This is a genomic window from Micromonospora sp. NPDC047740, assembly GCF_043204735.1.
In the GTDB taxonomy this organism is placed as follows: domain Bacteria; phylum Actinomycetota; class Actinomycetes; order Mycobacteriales; family Micromonosporaceae; genus Micromonospora.
In genome coordinates this window covers 92,955-111,140 of record NZ_JBIDCT010000023.1, presented here as the reverse complement: position 1 = coordinate 111,140, position 18,186 = coordinate 92,955, and the positions used below count along the sequence as shown (strand labels likewise).

The following is an 18,186-nucleotide window of genomic DNA, read 5'->3' as shown; positions in this document are numbered from 1 at the left end:
CGATGCCGGCAGTGGTCAGCAGGGTCTTACGCAGGATGGTGTTGGTACGCATGATGATCACAAGCCTTTCGGTCGGGGGAACGGCACACACACGCGAAAGGGGGGTGCGCGGGCGCCGCGTGAAAGGAAAAGTCAGAAGGGGGAATCTGCCCGGCGGCCCTGGGGGCCTGCACGGGGTGTCCCGGGTGTAACGACCGGGGGTCGGGGATCATTCCACCCAGCTTCCCGGGGGCCTGGCCGAGGCCTCGCGGCCTGCTCGACGGCCCGGGGATGTAACGACCGGGGACCGGGGATCATTCCACCCGGCTTCCCGGGGACCGGCTGGCGGATCCGGAGGGGATCTGCTGCGCGGCCGGGGATGTAACCACGGCCGGCGGCCGACCATTCCGCCGCAGCCGGGGCCACCCTCAGGGGGTCGCAGATCCGGCGCGGTCAGCCATGTACAACGCCCCCGGCCCTAGCCTGATTCCACCGAGCCCACCCCCGCCACCGGACACCCACGCCCGAACCGGACACCACGTCCAGCCCGACCCCAACCCAGACAGCCCATCCCGCACAGGCCGGACCGAACGGACGTCCACCGACCCCCGGCACGAACAGCCCAGGGCCACACGCACGGGTCGATCCTCACCCAATATCACATCCCGCCGTGGGCCAGACCCATCCGCACCCTGCTTTGCTCTGCAGCCACATACGCAACACTCACCGAACGTGGCAGCTGCGTATCTGGCTGCAGAGCAAAGCGAGGACGGGGACAATCCCCCTTTGCGAAGGCGGCGGGGGAAACACCTGCTCAGCCCCCTCTCCGATGGCTGGCATGCGTAGTCGTCAAGAACGCCTCCCGGTTACCGTGCGTGCTCAAGGCCGAATCAGCCGGCCGTCACGTTCCGTCAAACCACTTCGATGGCAGGCGGGGCGATGGTGACGTCCCGCACGTCGTCGCCCGCACACCCTCGTGACGGCCAGACCGGGCACATGCGCAGGTTCGGGCAGCACGCGCGCGACCCGGACCTTGGAGACTTCCGCTCGGGCGGAGGGCAAAGCCGCCAAGAGGCACCGCGAGAGGGCCCAAACCCCGGTCAGGGGCGGCCGGTGCGCGCGGAAAGGCTCGGCAGGGCCTCGCGCTGACTCAGCGCTGACCGGCGCGGCACCGATTCTCCAAAGACCTGGGACGCGGCGGGCTGGGGCGAGTCAGGGGGTGGGAGTCGGCTTGGCGCCTTCGTCGAGGGCGGCCAGGATCGCCTCCGCCGTCCGCTTCCCCACCCCGGGCACCTCGGTGATCTCTTCGACCGTGGCGGCGGAGAGGCGCTTGAGCGAGCCGAAGTGGCGCAGGAGGGCCTTCCGGCGTACCTCGCCCAGGCCTGGGATGTTGTCGAGCGCCGACTCAGTCATCCGTTTCGAGCGCCGCTGCCGGTGGAAGGTGATGGCGAACCGGTGCGCCTCGTCACGGACACGTTGCAGCAGGTAGAGCGCCTCCGAGGTGCGCGGGAGGATGACCGGGAACTCGTCGTCGGGCAGCCAGACCTCCTCCAGCCGCTTGGCCAGTCCGCAGAGCGCCACGTCGTCGATGCCCAGCTCGGCGAGCGCCTGCGCGGCCGCGGCCACCTGTGGCGCGCCGCCGTCCACCACGACCAGTTGAGGCGGGTACGCGAACCGGCGCGGACGCCCGGTGGTGGGATCGATGCCGGGCCGGTCCGGATCGCCGGCGGTCTCCTCGCCGATCTCCCCGGTCTCGGCGCGCGCGTCGAGGTAGCGGGCGAAACGCCGGCGAAGCACCTCGGACATCGCGGAGAGGTCGTCGCTGGCACCCCGGATGATGAACCGCCGGTACTCGCTCTTGCGGGGCAGCCCGTCCTCGAAAACGACCATGCTGGCGACCACGTCGGTGCCCTGGATCTGCGAGACGTCGAAGCACTCGATGCGCAGCGGCGATGTCCGCATGCCGAGCGTCTCGGCGATCTCGTCGAGGGCCTTGCTGCGGGTGGTCAGGTCGCCGGCCCGCTTGAGCTTGTGCCGGGCGAGCGCGTCCTTGGCGTTGCGTTCCACGGTCTCCAGCAGCGACCGCTTGTCGCCTCGCTGTGGGACCCGCAACGACACCCGGCTGCCCCGGCGCGTGGAGAGCCAGTCGGCGAGCGCGTCCACGTCGCTGGGCAGCTCCGGGACCAGCAGCTCGCGGGGGACGTCCGCCTCGCCCTGCTCGCCGCCGTAGACCTGGGTGCAGAAGTGGTGCACCAAATCGCCGGTGCTCAGGTCTTCGGTCTTCTCCACCACCCAGCCGCGCTGGCCGCGTACCCGGCCGTCGCGGATGTGGAAGACCTGAACCGCGGCCTCGAGCGGGTCGTCGGCGAAGGCCACCACGTCGGCGTCGGTGCCGTCGCCAAGCACCACCGTCTGCTTCTCCATCGCCCGGCGCAGCGCAGCCAGGTCGTCACGCAGCCGGGCGGCCCGCTCGAACTCGAGCTCCTCGCTGGCCTCCTGCATCTCCCGTTCCAGCCGCCGGACCATGGTGTCGGTGCGGCCGGCCATGAAGTCGCAGAAGCCGTTGACGATCTCCCGGTGCCGCTCGGCGGTGACGCTGCCGACGCAGGGCGCAGAGCACTTGCCGATGTAGCCCAGCAGGCAGGGGCGGCCGACCTGGCCGGCCCGCTTGAACACGCCGGAGGAGCAGGTCCGCGCCGGGAAGACCCGGAGCAGCAGGTCCAACGTCTCGCGGATCGCCCAGGCGTGCGAGTACGGCCCGAAGTAGCGGACCCCCTTGCGCTTGGCACCGCGCATCACCTGCAGCCGCGGATACTGCTCGTCCAGGGTCACCGCCAGGTACGGGTACGACTTGTCGTCGCGGTAGCGGACGTTGAACCTCGGGTCGTACTGCTTGATCCAGGTGTATTCCTGCTGGAGCGCCTCGACCTCGGTGGCGACGGTGATCCAGTCCACCGACTCGGCGGTGAAGACCATCTGCCGGGTGCGCTGGTGCAGGTTGACCGGGTCGGCGAAGTAGGAGTTGAGCCGGCTGCGCAGGCTTCGTGCCTTGCCGACGTAGATCACCCGGCCGGTGCCGTCACGAAAGCGGTAGACCCCTGGCGACTCCGGAATGGTGCCGGGTGCGGGACGATAGGTCGAGGGGTCAGCCACGCCGCAAGCCTAGTCCGCACCCCCGACACCCCACCGCCGCCACGCGTCCCCCACCCGGACCGCGGGCGGGGGACGCCACCGAGCACTCAGGCGAGGGTGATCTGGTCGCCGGTGACCTTGATGTTCTTCGGGGCCAGGGGCCGGGTGGCCGGGCCCTGCTTCACCGATCCGTCCACGATCGAGAACCTGCTGTTGTGGCAGGTGCAGTTGATGGTGCCGCCGTCGACGTTCGACACCGGGCAGCCCTGGTGCGTGCAGATCGGGTCGAAGCCCTTGAACTTGCCCGGCTCCGGCTGGGTGATCACGACGCCCTTGCTGGCGAACACCGCGCCGCCGCCGACCGGGATGTCGGTGGTCCGGGTCAGCGGACCGATGCTGTCCCGGTTACCGCCCCCGGCGTCGCCGGCGCCGGTCGCACCCGGGCCGCCGCTGGTCGGCGCCGGGGTCCCCGAACCCGAGCCCTCGTTTTCGCCGCAGGCGGCGAACACCACTGCCGCACCGACCGCGCCGGCACCCGCCAGCAGGGCCCGGCGCGTCTGCGTACCCGGCTCGGTTCCCACCTGATCGTCACTCATGTCCGGCCTCTCTCTCGACTGCCGCCACCCATCATGATTCGTGTCCATTTCTGGACACGGATGACTGTGCCGCGCGGTTCATACGAGCGCGTCACGAAATGGGTACCGAAACCCAGAACGCCCCGGCTCCACCCGACTGCGCGGACGGGCCATGCGGCGGGCCGGCGGGTGCGCCGGGCCGCCGCAGCGCTCGGCTCAGCGGGCGCCGGCTGGCACCTTACGGGCACGTGACCTGGCGGTGCCGTTGGCCCGCGCCGCCCGGGTGGTGGCCGCCGTGGCGCCCTTGGCCTCGCCGTCGAGCTTGAGCATCGGACGCAGGAACTGGCCGGTGTGGCTCTCCGGCACCTCGGCGACCTCCTCAGGCGTGCCGGTGGCGAGCACCGTGCCGCCCCGGTGACCGCCCTCGGGGCCCATGTCGATGATCCAGTCGGCCGTCTTGATCACGTCGAGGTTGTGCTCGATGGTGATCACGGTGTTGCCCTTGTCGACCAGACCCTCCAGCACCATCAGCAGCTTGCGGATGTCCTCGAAGTGCAGGCCGGTGGTGGGCTCGTCCAGCACGTAGACGGTCCGGCCGGTGGAGCGCTTCTGCAGTTCCGAGGCGAGCTTGACGCGCTGCGCCTCACCGCCGGAGAGCGTCGGGGCGGGCTGGCCCAGCCGGACGTACCCGAGACCCACGTCGACCAGGGTCCTGAGGTGCCGGTGGATGGCCGGGATGGCGGAGAAGAACTCGGCCGCCTCCTCGATCGGCATGTCCAGCACCTCGGCGACCGTCTTGCCCTTGTAGTGCACCTCGAGAGTCTCCCGGTTGTACCGGGCGCCCTTGCACACCTCGCAGGGGACGTAGACGTCCGGGAGGAAGTTCATCTCGATCTTGATCGTGCCGTCGCCGGAGCACGCCTCGCAGCGGCCGCCCTTGACGTTGAACGAGAACCGGCCCGGCCCGTACCCCCGGACCTTGGCCTCGGTGGTCTCGGCGAACAGCTTGCGGATGTGGTCCCAGACGCCGGTGTAGGTGGCCGGGTTGGACCGCGGCGTACGCCCGATCGGCGACTGGTCGACGCCCACCACCTTGTCCACGTGCTCCAGGCCGCTGATCCGGGTGTGCCGGCCGGGGACCAGCCGGGCGCCGTTGATCTGGTTGGCCAGGACCGCGTACAGGATGTCGTTGACCAGCGTGGACTTGCCCGAGCCGCTGACCCCGGTGACCGCGATGAGCTGGCCGAGCGGGAAGTTCACCGTGAGGTTGCGCAGATTGTGCTCGCGCGCCCCGTGCACCACCAGCTCGCGACCGGGGGTCTGCGGCCGGCGGTGGCCCGGCGTCGGGATCACCTTCCGCCCGGACAGGTACGCCCCGGTGACCGACTCCGCGTTTTCCAGCAGCGCCGGCACCGACCCGCTGTGCACGATCTTGCCGCCGTGCTCGCCGGCGCCCGGGCCGATGTCGACGATCCAGTCGGCGACCCGGATGGTGTCCTCGTCGTGCTCCACCACGATCAGCGTGTTGCCCAGCCCGCGCAGCCGCAGCAGGGTCTCGATCAGCCGGTGGTTGTCCCGCTGGTGCAGGCCGATGGACGGCTCGTCCAGCACGTAGAGGACGCCGACCAGGCCGGACCCGATCTGGGTGGCGAGCCGGATGCGCTGCGCCTCACCGCCGGAGAGGGTGCCCGCCGGGCGGTCCAGGGAGAGGTAGTCCAGCCCGACGTCGAGCAGGAACTTCAGCCGGGCGTTGATCTCCTTGAGCACCCGCTCGGCGATCATCTTCTGCCGGTCGGTGAGCTCGATGCCGGCCAGCAGGTCGGCCGCCTCGCCGACGGAGAGGTTGCAGACCTCGGCGATGCTCTTGCCGGCCAGGGTGACCGCGAGCACCTCCGGCTTGAGCCGGGCGCCCCCGCAGGCCGCGCAGGGCACGTCCCGCATGTAGCCCTCGTACTTCTCCCGCGACCACTCCGAGTCGGTGTCGGTGTGCCGGCGCTCGATCCACTGCACCACGCCTTCGAAGCCGGTGTAGTAGGAGCGCTCGCGGCCGTACTTGTTGCGGTAGCGGACGTGCACCTGGTCGTCGGCGCCGTGCAGGATCGTCTTCTGCGCCCGGGACGGCAGCGCCCGCCACGGCGTGTCGATGTCGAAGTGCTCGGCCTCGCCGAGGGCCTCCAGCAGGCGGAGGAAGTATTCCAGGTTGTGCCCGGTCGACCAGGGCTGGATCGCGCCCTCGCGCAGGGTGCGCTCCGGGTCGGGGATCACCAGCTCCGGGTCGACCTCCTTCTTGGTGCCGAGACCGGTGCACTCGGGACAGGCGCCGTACGGGGCGTTGAAGGAGAAGACCCGGGGCTCTAGGTCCTCGATCGCGAGCGGGTGGTCGTTGGGGCAGGCCAGGTGCTCGGAGTAGCGGCGCTCCCGGGCCGGGTCGTCCTCGGGCAGGTCGACGAAGTCGAGCAGCACGAGGCCGCCGGAGAGGCCGAGCGCCGCCTCGACCGAGTCGGTCAGCCGCTGCTTGGCGCTGGCCTTGACGCTGAGCCGGTCGATGACCACCTCGATGGTGTGCTTCTCCTGCTTCTTGAGCTTGGGCGGCTCGGTCAGCGGGTGCACCACGCCGTCGACCCGGGCCCGGGCGTAGCCCTTGGCCTGGAGCTCGGCGAAGAGGTCGACGTACTCGCCCTTGCGGCCGCGCACCACTGGGGCGAGCACCATGAACCGGGTGCCCTCGGCCATGCCGAGCACCCGGTCGACGATCTGCTGCGGGGTCTGCCGGGAGATCCGCTCGCCGCAGATCGGGCAGTGCGGCTCGCCGATGCGGGCGAACAGCAGGCGGAGGTAGTCGTAGACCTCGGTGATGGTGCCGACGGTGGAACGTGGGTTGCGTGAGGTGGACTTCTGGTCGATGGAGACCGCGGGGCTGAGCCCCTCGATGAAGTCGACGTCGGGCTTGTCCATCTGGCCGAGGAACTGCCGGGCGTACGACGACAGTGACTCGACGTAGCGGCGCTGGCCCTCGGCGAAGATGGTGTCGAACGCCAGGCTCGACTTGCCCGACCCGGAGAGGCCGGTGAAGACGATCAGGGCGTCCCGGGGCAGGTCGAGACTGACGTCACGGAGGTTGTGCTCGCGCGCGCCACGGATGATCAGTCGGTCGGCCACGGTGCGTGTGCTCCCGGAGAAAGAATGTGAGGCGGATCTGTCCGCTCGGAGCGTGGTCTGAGCGGTTTTTCGAGGTTGTCGAGGCGCAGGGAAGACGCCCGAGCAACTCTAGCCCCGAGGTACGACAACTTTCGTCGTGCGCACATTCCCCCAGGTCGGCCCGGTCGCGCCGGCTCCGACGGGCCGGCGCGACCGGTGCTCGACTCAGTATCCGCCGGGCGACGGCGGCGACGCCGGGCGCGCCGTGCGCCGCCGCTCGCCCCGCCAGCTTCCCCGCCGCTCGGCGGCCAGCCGGGTCTGCCGGCGCCGGCTCTCGTACGCCACCTCCCGCTGGAGCCGGCGCCAGCTCTCCCAGCGCCGGACGGACAGCTCGCCGCTCTCCAGCGCCGCCCGCACCGCGCAGGCCGGCTCGGCCTCGTGTGCGCAGTCGGCGTAGCGGCAGCCGGCGGCGAGCTCGGCGATGTCCGCGAAGGCCCGGTCCAGCCCGGCCGAGCCGTCCAGCAGGCCGACCGCCCGGACGCCCGGGGTGTCCAGCACCGCGCCCCCGCCGGGGATCGGCGCCAGCGCCCGCCAGGTGGTGGTGTGCCGGCCCTTGCCGTCCACCCGGCGGATCGCCTGGGTCCGCATCACGTCCGCCCCGGCGAGCGCGTTGACCAGGCTCGACTTGCCCGCGCCGGAGGGCCCGAGCAGCCCGAGCGTCCGCCCCGGCGCGACGTACCGGCGCAGCGGGCCCAGCCCGGCGCCGCGTTCGGCGCTGACCGGCAGCACCGGCACCCCGGGTGCGACGGCTTCGAGCTGCCGGGCGACCGCCGCCGGGTCGGCGGCCAGGTCCGTCTTGGTGAGTACGAGCAGCGGCTCGGCCCCGGACTCGTGGGCCAGGGAGAGCAGCCGCTCGATCCGCGCGGTGTCCGGCTCGGGGTGCACCGGTTCGACCACCGCGGCGGCGTCCAGGTTGGCGGCGAGCACCTGGCCGCTGGCGTCCTTGCCGGCGGTACGGCGGACCAGCGCGGTGCGGCGGGGCAGCACCGTCTCGACGGTCACCGGCCCGTCCGGCCAGGTGGCCAGCAGCACCCAGTCACCGGCGCAGGGCAGTGCGGTCAGGTCGCGGGCGGCGGCGGCCAGCACCGCGCCGCCCAGGCTGGCCCGAACCGGGCCCTCCGCGCAGAGCACGGTGCAGATCCCCCGGTCGACCCGGGCCACCCGGCCCGGACGGTGGTCGGTGCGCCGTCGTACGTGTGCCGCCCAGTCGGCGTCCCAGCCGAGAGCGGTCAGATCGAGTGTCATGGTGTCCTCATCGGTGTCGAGGGGGTTCATGGCGGAACACGCGTGCTAGGACCGGCATGCTCACCACCTCCGTCCCGACTCCCGGTGCCGCGTTCTGCGACGACTTCAGCTCGGCCGGCGCCCGTAATTCGGCCTGCGCGCCGCCAGGCGGCGCTCCGGACCGAATGAAGGCTGGTCTAACGCCGCGCCGCGACCTGAAGCCGTCGGGCAGACGGTAAGGGCGCGGGCCGACGCGCCGAAAGCGATTTCCCCGACGACGCGGCGGCGCCCGACCGTTAGGGTCGGTTCGTGAGCGAGCGCAGCGAGCGAACCATGAGGCTCTGTGGCAGGGCGCCTCGCGCCGCCGGGGAGCGAACCGAGGTGGCGCCGTGAGCATCGATCCGCTGCTGTTGACCGGCGAGGTGGCCGACGCCACCGCCCGGTTGCTGCGTACCGTGGCCGCCTTCGACGCCGCGGACGTCGCCGCCGCCTCGCTGCTGCCGCGCTGGACCCGCGGGCATGTGCTGACCCACCTGGCCCGCAACGCCGACGGCTTCGTCAACCTGCTCACCGCCGCCCGCACCGGCGAGGCCGTCCCGATGTACGCCAGCCCGGCGGCCCGGGTCGCCGACATCGAGGCCGGCGCCGTCCGGCCGCCGGCGGCCCACCTGGAGGACCTGCGCCGGTCCGCGGACCGGTTCGCGGCGGCGGTCGCCGCCATGCCGCCTGAGGCGTGGACCGCGACGGTGCGGACACCGCGCGGCCCCCGGGTGGCCGCCCTGCTGGTCTGGGGCCGGCTGCGCGAGGTGGAGGTGCACCACGTGGATCTGGCCGCCGGCTACCGGCCCGCGGACTGGCCGGAGGCGTTCAGCCACCGGCTGCTGCACGAGGTCGCCACCGACCTGGCCGACCGGGCCGCCGCACCCGCGATGGTGCTGCGCTTCTCCGGCAGCGGCTGCCACGAGTTGGGCATCGGCGACCCGGCCGGCGCGCCCACGGTCTCCGGCGCCGCGCCGGACCTCGCCGCCTGGCTGATCGGCCGCACCGCGGGCGAGGTGCTCACCGTCACCCCCGACGGTCCCCTGCCGAACCCACCGGAATGGATATAGCTGTCCCATGACCTACACCGGAGACGTCACGCCCGGCGGCGAGCCGGCCGTCCGCGAGCTCGACCGGCTCACCATCACCAAGGTGTCGGTGGGTCCGATGGACAACAACGCCTACCTGCTGCGCTGCCGGGACACCGGCGAGCAGCTGCTGATCGACGCCGCGAACGAGGCGCCGCGCCTGCTCGACCTGGTCGGCGACGGCGGGCTCACCGCGGTGGTCACCACGCACCGGCACATGGACCACTGGGTGGCCCTGGAGGAGGTGGTCGCCAAGACCGGGGCCCGCCCGCTGGTGCACGCCGACGACGCCGAGGGGCTGCCGATCCCCGCCGAGCCGCTCCGCGAGGGCGACACCGTCGCGGTCGGTGGCTGCGGCCTGCAGGTGATCCACCTCAAGGGCCACACCCCGGGCTCGATCGCGCTGCTCTACCGCGACCCGTCCGGCATCCCGCACCTGTTCACCGGCGACAGCCTCTTCCCGGGCGGCGTCGGCAACACGGACCGGGACCCGGAGCGGTTCGGGCAGCTCATCGACGACGTCGAGCACAAGCTGTTCGACCGGCTGCCGGACGAGACCTGGTTCTACCCGGGGCACGGCACGGACAGCACGCTGGGCGCCGAGCGCCCTGCCCTGCCGCAGTGGCGGGCCCGCGGCTGGTGAGCCGCCCGTCGGCGCCGGCCCGGCGGGTCGGCGCCGACGGCGTCAGGTTTCCGGCCGGCCCACTCAGGACGCCGCGCCCGCGCCGGTCACCGCGCGGAGCCGGCGCCGGGTGCCGAGCAGCACCGGAGCGGCGAGCAGCAGGCCGACCGCCATGGTGAGCACCGTCGGGTTCGGCACCCCGGGCAGCAGCCCGGTCAGCGCCCGGGCGGTGATGCCCAGCGCCACGTAGGCGCCGGCCCAGAGCGTCGCGCCGAGCGCCGCGCAGGCCACGAACCTCCGGTACGGCATCCGCAGTCCGCCGGCGGCCAGCGGCAGCAGCGCGTTGAACACCGGCAGGAACGGGGCGACCAGCACCATCCGGCCGCCGCCGCGGTGCAGGAGCGCCTCGGCGGCCACCCAGCGCGACTCACCGATCCAGTCACCCAGCCGGCTGCGGCGCAGCCGCTCGCCCCAGCGCCGCCCGGCCAGGAAGCTCAGCGACCAGCCGGCGAGGCAGCCGGCCACCACCGCCGCCAGGGTGGCCAGCCCGGTCGCCGGCCGGCCCGCGCCGACCGCGGCGAGCACCGCGGCGTCGCCGGGCACCAGCACCCCGATCAGGGGTACGGCGTCGGCGAGCATGACCATGCCCAGCATCCCCATCAGCAGGGTGGTGGGCAGCTCCCCGACCTGGGCCAGCAGATCCGTCATGCCGCGTACGCTATGGCCCCCGCTAGGGGCGCACATCCGGCCGGATCCCCCACCCTCCCCTGATTTCGGCTCGGGGTCGCCCCGAACCGGCCCGCACCGGTCATCGGGGACGCAGCACCTGCACCCGGCGTACCGGGGAGTCGACCGAGGGCTCGGTGGTCGGCACCGGGTAGCTGGCGACCACCTCCAGCCGGTCCGGCGGCAGGTGTCCCCGGTCGGGGTCGCCGACCAGCACCTGGACACCCCGGTCGGCGGCCCGCTGCAGGAACGGCAGCACCCGCTCGGCCAGCGCGGCGTCGTAGAGGATGTCCCCGGCCAGCAGCAGGTCGGTGCGGACGGTGCCGTCCAGCAGGTCGCCGGCGGTGGCGGCCACGGCCACCCGGTTGGCCCGGGCGTTGACCGTGACGGCGGCGACCGCGTACGGGTCGACGTCGTTGGCGACCACCCGCGCCGCCCCGGCGAGCGCGGCGGCGATGGCCACCAGCCCGGACCCGGCGGCCAGGTCGAGCACCCGCCGGCCGGCGGCCAGCTCGGGATGGTCGAGCAGGTGGCGGGCCAGCGCCTGGCCGCCGGCCCAGACCGAGGCCCAGTACGGGGGCGGCAGCGGCTGTCCGGCGGCCGCCTCCATCCGGGCCCACCAGAGGATGGCGTCCTCGGCGACGTGCAGCCGTACCTCGGGCACGAACGGCGTGGCGACCAGCTGGAGCCGGTCCAGGCCGCCGCCGGGCGCGGCGATCTCCCGTTCCAGGTCGGCCAGCGCGGTCTGTGCCCTCATCGGGCCAAGCATGCCGGGTGCTGACTCCGCTCGGAGGGATTTTTCCGCTCGACGCGTATTCGCGAGGCACGCCGGCACTTCCGCCAGCAGATCCCGGTTCGGCCAGTTACTGTCGGGAAGGTACTAGGGCGATCATCGGCCGCGGCCGGTGCTCACCCGCTTTGAACAGGGAGAGACGCATGGCAACCGGCACGGTCAAGTGGTTCAACTCGGAAAAGGGCTTCGGCTTCATCGAGCAGGACGGCGGGGGTCCGGACGTGTTCGTCCACTACTCGGCCATCCAGAGCAGCGGCTACCGCGAGCTGCAGGAGGGTCAGAAGGTCGAGTTCGAGGTGACCCAGGGGCAGAAGGGCCCGCAGGCGGACAACGTCCACCCGATGTAGTTTCGTGCCGGCGGCGGCGGTCGGGCGCGCCCGACCGCCGCCGAAGCGCATCCCCGATCGGGCGCGCCGGCCGGTCAGGCGGCCAACCGCCGGGACAGCTCGTCGGCGACCTGCCGGGCGATTTCCGGCGACAACGCGGCGGCGATCGCCTCCGGGGTGAGCTGCGCCAGCAGCAGCGGCGCGAGCGCGGCGGCCAACGCCGGCACGTCGACCGGCGGTCGGCCGGCGACCGTGGCGAGGTCGGCGCGGATGCCGTTCACCTGGTCGACGAGCCACACGGGCCCGCCGGCCCCCTTCAGGTCGCTCCGTATCTTGGTGCGGCCGTTGGCGATGGCCTCCATCCGCCCGTCGGTGTACCCGGACTGGCTGACCAGGGTGGGCAGCACCGCCGCGAGCTGGTTGAGGACAGCGGCGTGCGCGTCGGTGAACTGGGCCATGGGGTCCTCCAGAAGTCCGATGCCGGTCAGGTAGCGGCGGAACAGCGGGGTCTGGTCCCGGCCCGCCTTGGTGGAGTCGCGGAAGAAGCTGAAATGGGTGTGGGTCAGGTGGCTGGAGTCGCCGGTGGTGCGCTTCCGCAGCCGGTCCCACCGCTTCACCACCTTGCCGTCCGGCGAGTAGATGATCTCTCTGATGTCCCGGGTGTCCGTCGTGTTGGCGACGCACTGCGCGACGCACCAGGCGGAGAAGGTGCGCAGGTTGTGGGTTCGGCCGCCGGAGCGGACCGTGAACATCCCGACGTCCAGGGCGGACGCGTCGAGGGTCAGGCCGGAGGAGTCCCGGGTGGACTCCACCACGGAGTAGTCGTTCTTCACGACCCGGTCGGAGCCGCAGTGGTATCCGCCCCGGTGGTTGGTGTCGCCGACGATGCCGACCTCGCCGGGTTCGAGATCCTCCGGCCGCACGGCCTTCTTGTCGACGTTGAGATAGGTGAGCAGCAAACTGCGGACGGCTAACAGGTTGTTCGGGGCCCGCGTCATCGGATTCCCCCCTTGTGGATCGTCAGCCGGCCGGGCACGACAATCACTCCGCGTGATGCGGACGATCCGGGGACGCACCCGGTCGGTACGGTGCACGGCGCCGGGCAACTGACCCGAGAATATCCACGCCGACAGGCAATTGCCCAGCTCAGAGGCACTATCTGCAACTATGAAGGGGCTGCGGGCGCCGCCGTGGCCTGCGGCAGCACCAGGGCGGACGGGTGCGCGGGGTCATGCAGCACCTCCCGCCATCCAGCACGGAGGGTGACGGCTGTGCCCAGCGGTTCCCCGGTGCCGGGGTTGCGCGCGTAGCGCGGGTGCGCACCGCCGGACACCTGCACGCGCAGCCGGTGCCCCGGCGCGAAGCGGTACGCCGTCGGCCAGAGGGTGACCGGCACCCGGACCACGCCGGACGGATCGACCGGGAAACGCCCCGGCGCCACCCGGACCAGACCGTCGCAGACGTTCCAGGACCGACCGCGATGGTCCACATCGCAGAGGCGTACGAAGACGTCCAGGTAGGAGAGTTCACTGCGGACGTGGATCTCGGCGTGGACCGGGCCGATCACCTGAACCGGGCCGTCCAGCGGCTCGCTGGTGTAGGTCAGCACGTCGGGTCGGGCCTCCACCGGCCGGTTGTCCACGGCGCCGGCCCGCTGGGCGACCAGCAGCGGGCCACCGAGCGACGGGGTGGGGTCGGCCGGGTCGTACCAGATCCGGTCGGGCGGGGACGACGCCGGCGCGGCCGGGTCGAGGGCCCGGCCGGCGTGCAGGTGCCACCGGGACGGCACGGCCGGCGGGGGCCAGTCGGGCAGGTCCCGCCAGCCGCCGCCGACGCCCCCGACGTGCACCCGCACCGGTGCGCGCCGGACCGCCGGGCGGCCGGCCAGGTGCGCGTCGAGCCAGTCCAGTCCCTCCCTGAGGGCCGCCACCAGGAGCCCCGGGCTGCCATGGGTCCACGGGCCGACGGTCAGCCGGGGCCGGACCCCGGCCGACCGGAGCCGGGCGTAGTCGTCGAGCTGGGCGGGGAGGAAGATGTCGTGCCAGCCGCTGATCATCGCCACCGGCGCCCGCACCTCGGCGATCCGGTCGCCGAAGACCCGCAGCCGCCAGTAGTCGGCGTCCGGTGTGTGGTGGCGCAACCACTCCTGGAAGAACGGCACGGTCACCCCGGTGGCGATGTGATCCGCCTCGGCCAGCGGCAGGTGGGCCAGCGCGCGGACCAACCGGGGCTGCCCCCGCCGGAGCTCCCACTGCCGGGCCAACCACGGCACGGTCTGCGCCTGCAGCAGCTCCGCCCAGGTGAGCACGGTGTCCAGGGCGAACGACTCCCCCGCGTACGTCGAGTCCCGGGTGGCCGAGGCGGTCACCACCGTGACCATCGCGCGCAGCTCGTCGGCCGCCTCGGCGGCGAGCGCCCACTGCACGAAGCCCTGGTAGCTGGCACCGAACGTGCCGAACGACCCGGACCACCAGCGCTGCCGGCGCAGCCAGTCGAGGGTGTCCAGACCGTCGTCGCGCTCGTGCACCAGCGGGACGAACGCACCACCGGAGCCGTAGGTACCCCGGCAGGACTGGATCACCACGTGGTAGCCGCGCTCGGCGACGAGCCGGCCCAGCAGCCGGATCGGCCCACCGCGCCCGTACGGGGTCCGGATGAGCACGGTGGGCGCGCCCGGCAGATCCGGGGCGTAGTGATCGGTGCGCAGCGTGACCCCGTCCCGCACCCGGACCGGGATGTCCCGCCGCACCGCGACCCGCCGCGTCCGGGCGGCGGGCAGCCGCAGCGCGGCGGCGGCGAGCCGGGTGAGCAGCCAGTCCATGTTCAGTCCGCGGGCGATCCCGCAGCGGCCGGGTCGGCGCCCGCCGCCCGTCGGGCCGGTTCGCCCCGGGCCGCGCGGACGGGGTCCCGGTGCTCCCGCCTCGAGGTCATCAACGACGTGGCCAACCGGCCGGTGCCTCGACGCATCAGTCCTCCTCGTGGTCGTCCGCCGCACCCTAACCAGGATCGGCGGGGCCCCGGGGGGCGTGCGACGCCGCCCCGGACGGGCGCGGCCGAGGCGGGGGTCCCGCGCCCAGCCACTCCGCCGGGCCGTCAGGGTCCGCTGTGGACGGCGGAACGGCCACGCCGACGGCCCGGTCCCGGGTGGCCCAGGCGACCATGAACACCGTGGTCCAGGCGGCGCCGAGCAGGACGGACGTGGCGGTGCCGCTGGCCGTACTCCAGCCCAGGTAGAGCCGGGCGCCGCCGACGGCGAACACCCCGGCCACGGCACCCGTCCACACCGCCACGGCGACCGGCCAGCGCGCCCCGCGGGACAGCAGCCAGGCCAGCGTGCCGAAGCTCGCCGTCACCACCGTGATCTGGGTGGGCAGGAGCACCGGCGTGTCGCCAGGGCCGCCCGGGCCGGTCAGGTCGGCGACCACGGCCAGCACGACCAGCGGCACGAACGCCCCCACCGTGCCGACCACGCTGAGCAGGTCGGCCCGCCAGGGGCGGCTCCGCCAGGCCAGCACCGCCGCGACGACCGCCACCGCGGCGATCAGGGACGACCCGCGCAGCACCGAGACGGCGGCCAGCGCCGCGTCGGCCACCCCGGGGGTACGCCGGGCGGCGAACCACTCCGCGATGAGGCCGTCGACCACCCCGAGCCCGCTGTGCCGGACCACCGCCTCCAGCACCGCGGCGACGGCCAGCCCGGCGGTGAAGAGCAACAGCAGGCCGGCAGCGAGGTTGAGCAGCAGCGTCCAGGCCGGCCCGATCCGCATGGCGACCAGGAAGAACAGCACCCCGTACCGGGCGCGCAGCCAGCGCAGCGGGGGCACGGCGGCCGCCCGGGCGGCCAGGGCCCGGGCCGGGTCCGGGTTGCGGCCGAGCCAGCGACCGGCCAGCACCACCCCGACCAGGCAGAGCAGCAGCACCAGCACCGCCCCGGTGGCCCGGCCGAGCAGCCGGGACACCTGCGCGTACGACTCGCCGGCGGCGTACCCGGCCAGCACGGACGCGCCGACCCAGCTCACCACCCCGGCCAGGTTCCACGGCGCGAACCGCCGGTACGGCAGGCCCGCCGCGCCGGCCAGCCGGGGCGCCAGGGTACGGGCGAAGGCCACCCAGCGGGCGGCCAGCACACCGCGACCGCCGAGCCGGTCGAGCAGCGAGTCGGCCCGCTGCCACCGGTCGGCGCCGATCCGGGCACCGAGGCCGGAGGCGCGCAGCCGGGGCCCGTACCGGCGGCCGGCCCGGAAGGCGAGTGTGTCACCGATCACGGCGGCGGCTGTCATGGCCAACAGCGTCGGGACGAGCCGTAGCGTCCCCGCGTACGCTAGGAAGCCGACCAGCAGCAGGGTCGCCTCGCCCGGCACCAGCAGTCCGAAGATCACCGCGGTCTCGCCCGCGACGATCATCGCGGCGACCAGGTAGATCAGCGGGGCCGGCAGGTCCTGCAGCCACGTCAGCAGGTCAGGCATCCGGTCCCCCGCACGAGGACCAGCATGCCAGTCACTGGAACGGTCGGGACAGCAGTTTCGGCACAGATCCGGGCGATCTCGGGGTGACCCCGACACGCGCCCCGGCAACCGCAGACAGGAGTATGGAGGGTATGCAGCTTCGCACCGACCTCCGCAACGTCGCCATCATCGCCCACGTCGACCACGGCAAGACAACCCTGGTCGACGCCATGTTGCGGCAGGCCGGCGCCTACGGCGCCCGCGGTGAGGTCACCGAACGGGTCATGGACTCGATGGACCTCGAGCGGGAAAAGGGCATCACCATCCTGGCCAAGAACACCGGCGTGCACTACCTGCCGGCGGACGGGTCCGACCCGGTCACCATCAACATCATCGACACCCCGGGCCACGCAGACTTCGGCGGTGAGGTCGAGCGCGGCCTGACCATGGTCGACGGGGTTGTGCTGCTGGTCGACGCCAGCGAGGGCCCCCTGCCGCAGACCCGGTTCGTGCTCCGCAAGGCCCTCAAGGCCCGCCTGCCGATCATCCTGGTGATCAACAAGGTGGACCGGCCCGACGCCCGGATCAAGGAGGTCGTGGACGACACCTACGAGCTCTTCCTCGACCTGGACGCCGACGAGGAGCAGATCGACTTCCCGATCGTCTACGCCTGCGCCCGCGACGGCATCGCCTCGCTGACCCAGCCGGCCGACGGCGCGGTGCCGGACGACAGCCACAACCTCGAGCCGCTGTTCCGCACCCTACTGGACACCATCCCGCCGCCGGCGTACGAGGAGGACGCGCCGCTGCAGGCGCACGTCACCAACCTCGACGCCTCGCCGTTCCTGGGCCGGCTGGCGCTGTGCCGGGTCCGGCAGGGCACCATCAGCAAGGGCCAGACCGTGGCCTGGTGCCGCACCGACGGCAGCACCCAGCGGGTCCGCATCTCCGAGCTGCTGATGACCGAGGGCCTGGAGCGCAAGCCGGCGGAGACCGCCGGCCCCGGCGACATCATCGCGGTCGCCGGCATCCCGGAGATCATGATCGGCGAGACCCTGGCCGACGCGGAGAACCCGGTCCCGCTGCCGCTGATCACCGTCGACGAGCCGGCCATCTCGATGACCATCGGCACCAACACCTCGCCGCTGGTCGGCCGGGTCAAGGGCGCCAAGGTCACCGCCCGGATGGTCAAGGACCGCCTCGACAAGGAGCTGATCGGCAACGTCTCGCTGCGGGTGCTGCCCACCGAGCGTCCCGACGCCTGGGAGGTGCAGGGCCGCGGCGAGCTGGCGCTGGCGATCCTCGTCGAGCAGATGCGCCGCGAGCAGTACGAGCTGACCGTCGGCAAGCCGCAGGTGGTCACCCGGGAGATCGACGGGAAGACCTGCGAGCCGGTCGAGCGGCTGACCATCGACGCCCCCGACGAGTACCTCGGCGCGATCACCCAGCTGCTGGCCACCCGCAAGGGCCGGATGGAGCAGCTGGTCAACCACGGCACCGGCTGGATCCGGATGGAGTGGCTGGTCCCGGCCCGGGGCCTGATCGGCTTCCGCACCGAGTTCCTCACCGAGACCCGCGGCACCGGCATCCTGCACCACGTCTTCGAGTCGTACGAGCCGTGGTTCGGCGAGCTGCGGACCCGGGCCACCGGCTCGCTCGTCGCCGACCGCTCGGGCGCGGTCACCGCGTTCGCCATGACCAACCTGCAGGAGCGCGGCCAACTCTTCGTCGAGCCCGGCACCGAGGTGTACGAGGGCATGATCGTCGGGGAGAACTCCCGCTCCGACGACATGGACGTGAACATCACCAAGGAGAAGAAGCTCACCAACATGCGCTCCTCGACCTCCGAGGAGACCGAGAAGCTGATCCCGCCGCGCAAGCTGTCGCTGGAGCAGGCCCTCGAGTTCTGCCGCGAGGACGAGTGCGTCGAGGTGACCCCGGCCGCGGTCCGCATCCGCAAGGTGATCCTCGACCAGACCCAGCGCGGCCGGATGGCCGCCCGCCGCAAGCACGCCGGCTGACCCCAGCCCACCCCGGAG

Annotated in this window: 13 protein-coding genes; 4 read left to right on the top strand and 9 right to left on the bottom strand. The window is 72.8% G+C overall.

Features of this window, described 5'->3' with window-relative positions; genetic code table 11:
* Positions 1-1,191: 1,191 nt before the first annotated feature.
* The 4 genes from uvrC to rsgA form a co-directional block, all read right to left on the bottom strand.
* Positions 1,192-3,132, bottom strand: a complete 1,941-nt coding sequence (gene uvrC / locus ACGF4F_RS32170) for an excinuclease ABC subunit UvrC (protein WP_393083384.1) — start codon at positions 3,130-3,132, stop codon at positions 1,192-1,194.
* Positions 3,133-3,218: 86 nt separating this feature from the next.
* Positions 3,219-3,707 (bottom strand): Rieske (2Fe-2S) protein, encoded by a 489-nt coding sequence (locus ACGF4F_RS32165; RefSeq protein WP_393083381.1) that lies wholly within the window; start codon positions 3,705-3,707, stop codon positions 3,219-3,221.
* A 195-nt stretch (positions 3,708-3,902) separates the two neighbouring features.
* A complete protein-coding gene (gene uvrA, locus ACGF4F_RS32160) occupies positions 3,903-6,845 on the bottom strand; it encodes an excinuclease ABC subunit UvrA (RefSeq protein ID WP_357447753.1) in 2,943 nt (980 codons plus the stop codon).
* Between the two features lie 204 nt (positions 6,846-7,049).
* Entirely contained in the window at positions 7,050-8,129 is a 1,080-nt protein-coding gene (gene rsgA, locus ACGF4F_RS32155; protein WP_393083377.1) for a ribosome small subunit-dependent GTPase A, read from the bottom strand.
* A 368-nt stretch (positions 8,130-8,497) separates the two neighbouring features.
* Here rsgA and ACGF4F_RS32150 point away from each other — a divergent pair, with 368 nt between their 5' ends.
* The gene (locus ACGF4F_RS32150; RefSeq protein ID WP_393083374.1) at positions 8,498-9,217 is read left to right on the top strand and encodes a maleylpyruvate isomerase family mycothiol-dependent enzyme; all 720 of its coding nucleotides are present in this window, start codon (positions 8,498-8,500) and stop codon (positions 9,215-9,217) included.
* Between the two features lie 7 nt (positions 9,218-9,224).
* Positions 9,225-9,878: an MBL fold metallo-hydrolase gene (locus tag ACGF4F_RS32145; protein ID WP_393083372.1), complete on the top strand. Its 654-nt coding sequence runs from the start codon at positions 9,225-9,227 to the stop codon at positions 9,876-9,878.
* Between the two features lie 63 nt (positions 9,879-9,941).
* Here the strand turns inward: ACGF4F_RS32145 and ACGF4F_RS32140 are convergent, their stop codons facing one another.
* Together ACGF4F_RS32140 and ACGF4F_RS32135 are read right to left on the bottom strand one after the other, a co-directional pair.
* Positions 9,942-10,565: a DedA family protein gene (locus tag ACGF4F_RS32140; protein ID WP_393083369.1), complete on the bottom strand. Its 624-nt coding sequence runs from the start codon at positions 10,563-10,565 to the stop codon at positions 9,942-9,944.
* 100 nt (positions 10,566-10,665) lie between these two features.
* A complete protein-coding gene (locus ACGF4F_RS32135; protein ID WP_357447738.1) occupies positions 10,666-11,340 on the bottom strand; it encodes a 50S ribosomal protein L11 methyltransferase in 675 nt (224 codons plus the stop codon).
* A 179-nt stretch (positions 11,341-11,519) separates the two neighbouring features.
* Here ACGF4F_RS32135 and ACGF4F_RS32130 point away from each other — a divergent pair, with 179 nt between their 5' ends.
* On the top strand, positions 11,520-11,723 hold the full coding sequence (locus ACGF4F_RS32130) for a cold-shock protein (protein ID WP_073833810.1): 204 nt from the start codon (positions 11,520-11,522) through the stop codon (positions 11,721-11,723).
* A 74-nt stretch (positions 11,724-11,797) separates the two neighbouring features.
* Here the strand turns inward: ACGF4F_RS32130 and ACGF4F_RS32125 are convergent, their stop codons facing one another.
* The 3 genes from ACGF4F_RS32125 to ACGF4F_RS32115 all read right to left on the bottom strand — a co-directional run bounded on the left by ACGF4F_RS32125 (position 11,798) and on the right by ACGF4F_RS32115 (position 16,168).
* Positions 11,798-12,700 (bottom strand): hypothetical protein, encoded by a 903-nt coding sequence (locus ACGF4F_RS32125; RefSeq protein ID WP_393083365.1) that lies wholly within the window; start codon positions 12,698-12,700, stop codon positions 11,798-11,800.
* Between the two features lie 167 nt (positions 12,701-12,867).
* Positions 12,868-14,523 carry a CocE/NonD family hydrolase gene (locus tag ACGF4F_RS32120; RefSeq protein WP_393083362.1) on the bottom strand — a complete coding sequence of 552 codons (1,656 nt, stop codon included), beginning with the start codon at positions 14,521-14,523 and terminating at the stop codon, positions 12,868-12,870.
* Positions 14,524-14,698: 175 nt separating this feature from the next.
* Positions 14,699-16,168 (bottom strand): DedA family protein, encoded by a 1,470-nt coding sequence (locus ACGF4F_RS32115; RefSeq protein WP_393083359.1) that lies wholly within the window; start codon positions 16,166-16,168, stop codon positions 14,699-14,701.
* A 131-nt stretch (positions 16,169-16,299) separates the two neighbouring features.
* Between ACGF4F_RS32115 and typA the strand changes: the two genes are divergently transcribed.
* Positions 16,300-18,168, top strand: a complete 1,869-nt coding sequence (typA, locus tag ACGF4F_RS32110; protein WP_357446301.1) for a translational GTPase TypA — start codon at positions 16,300-16,302, stop codon at positions 18,166-18,168.
* Positions 18,169-18,186: the final 18 nt, after the last annotated feature.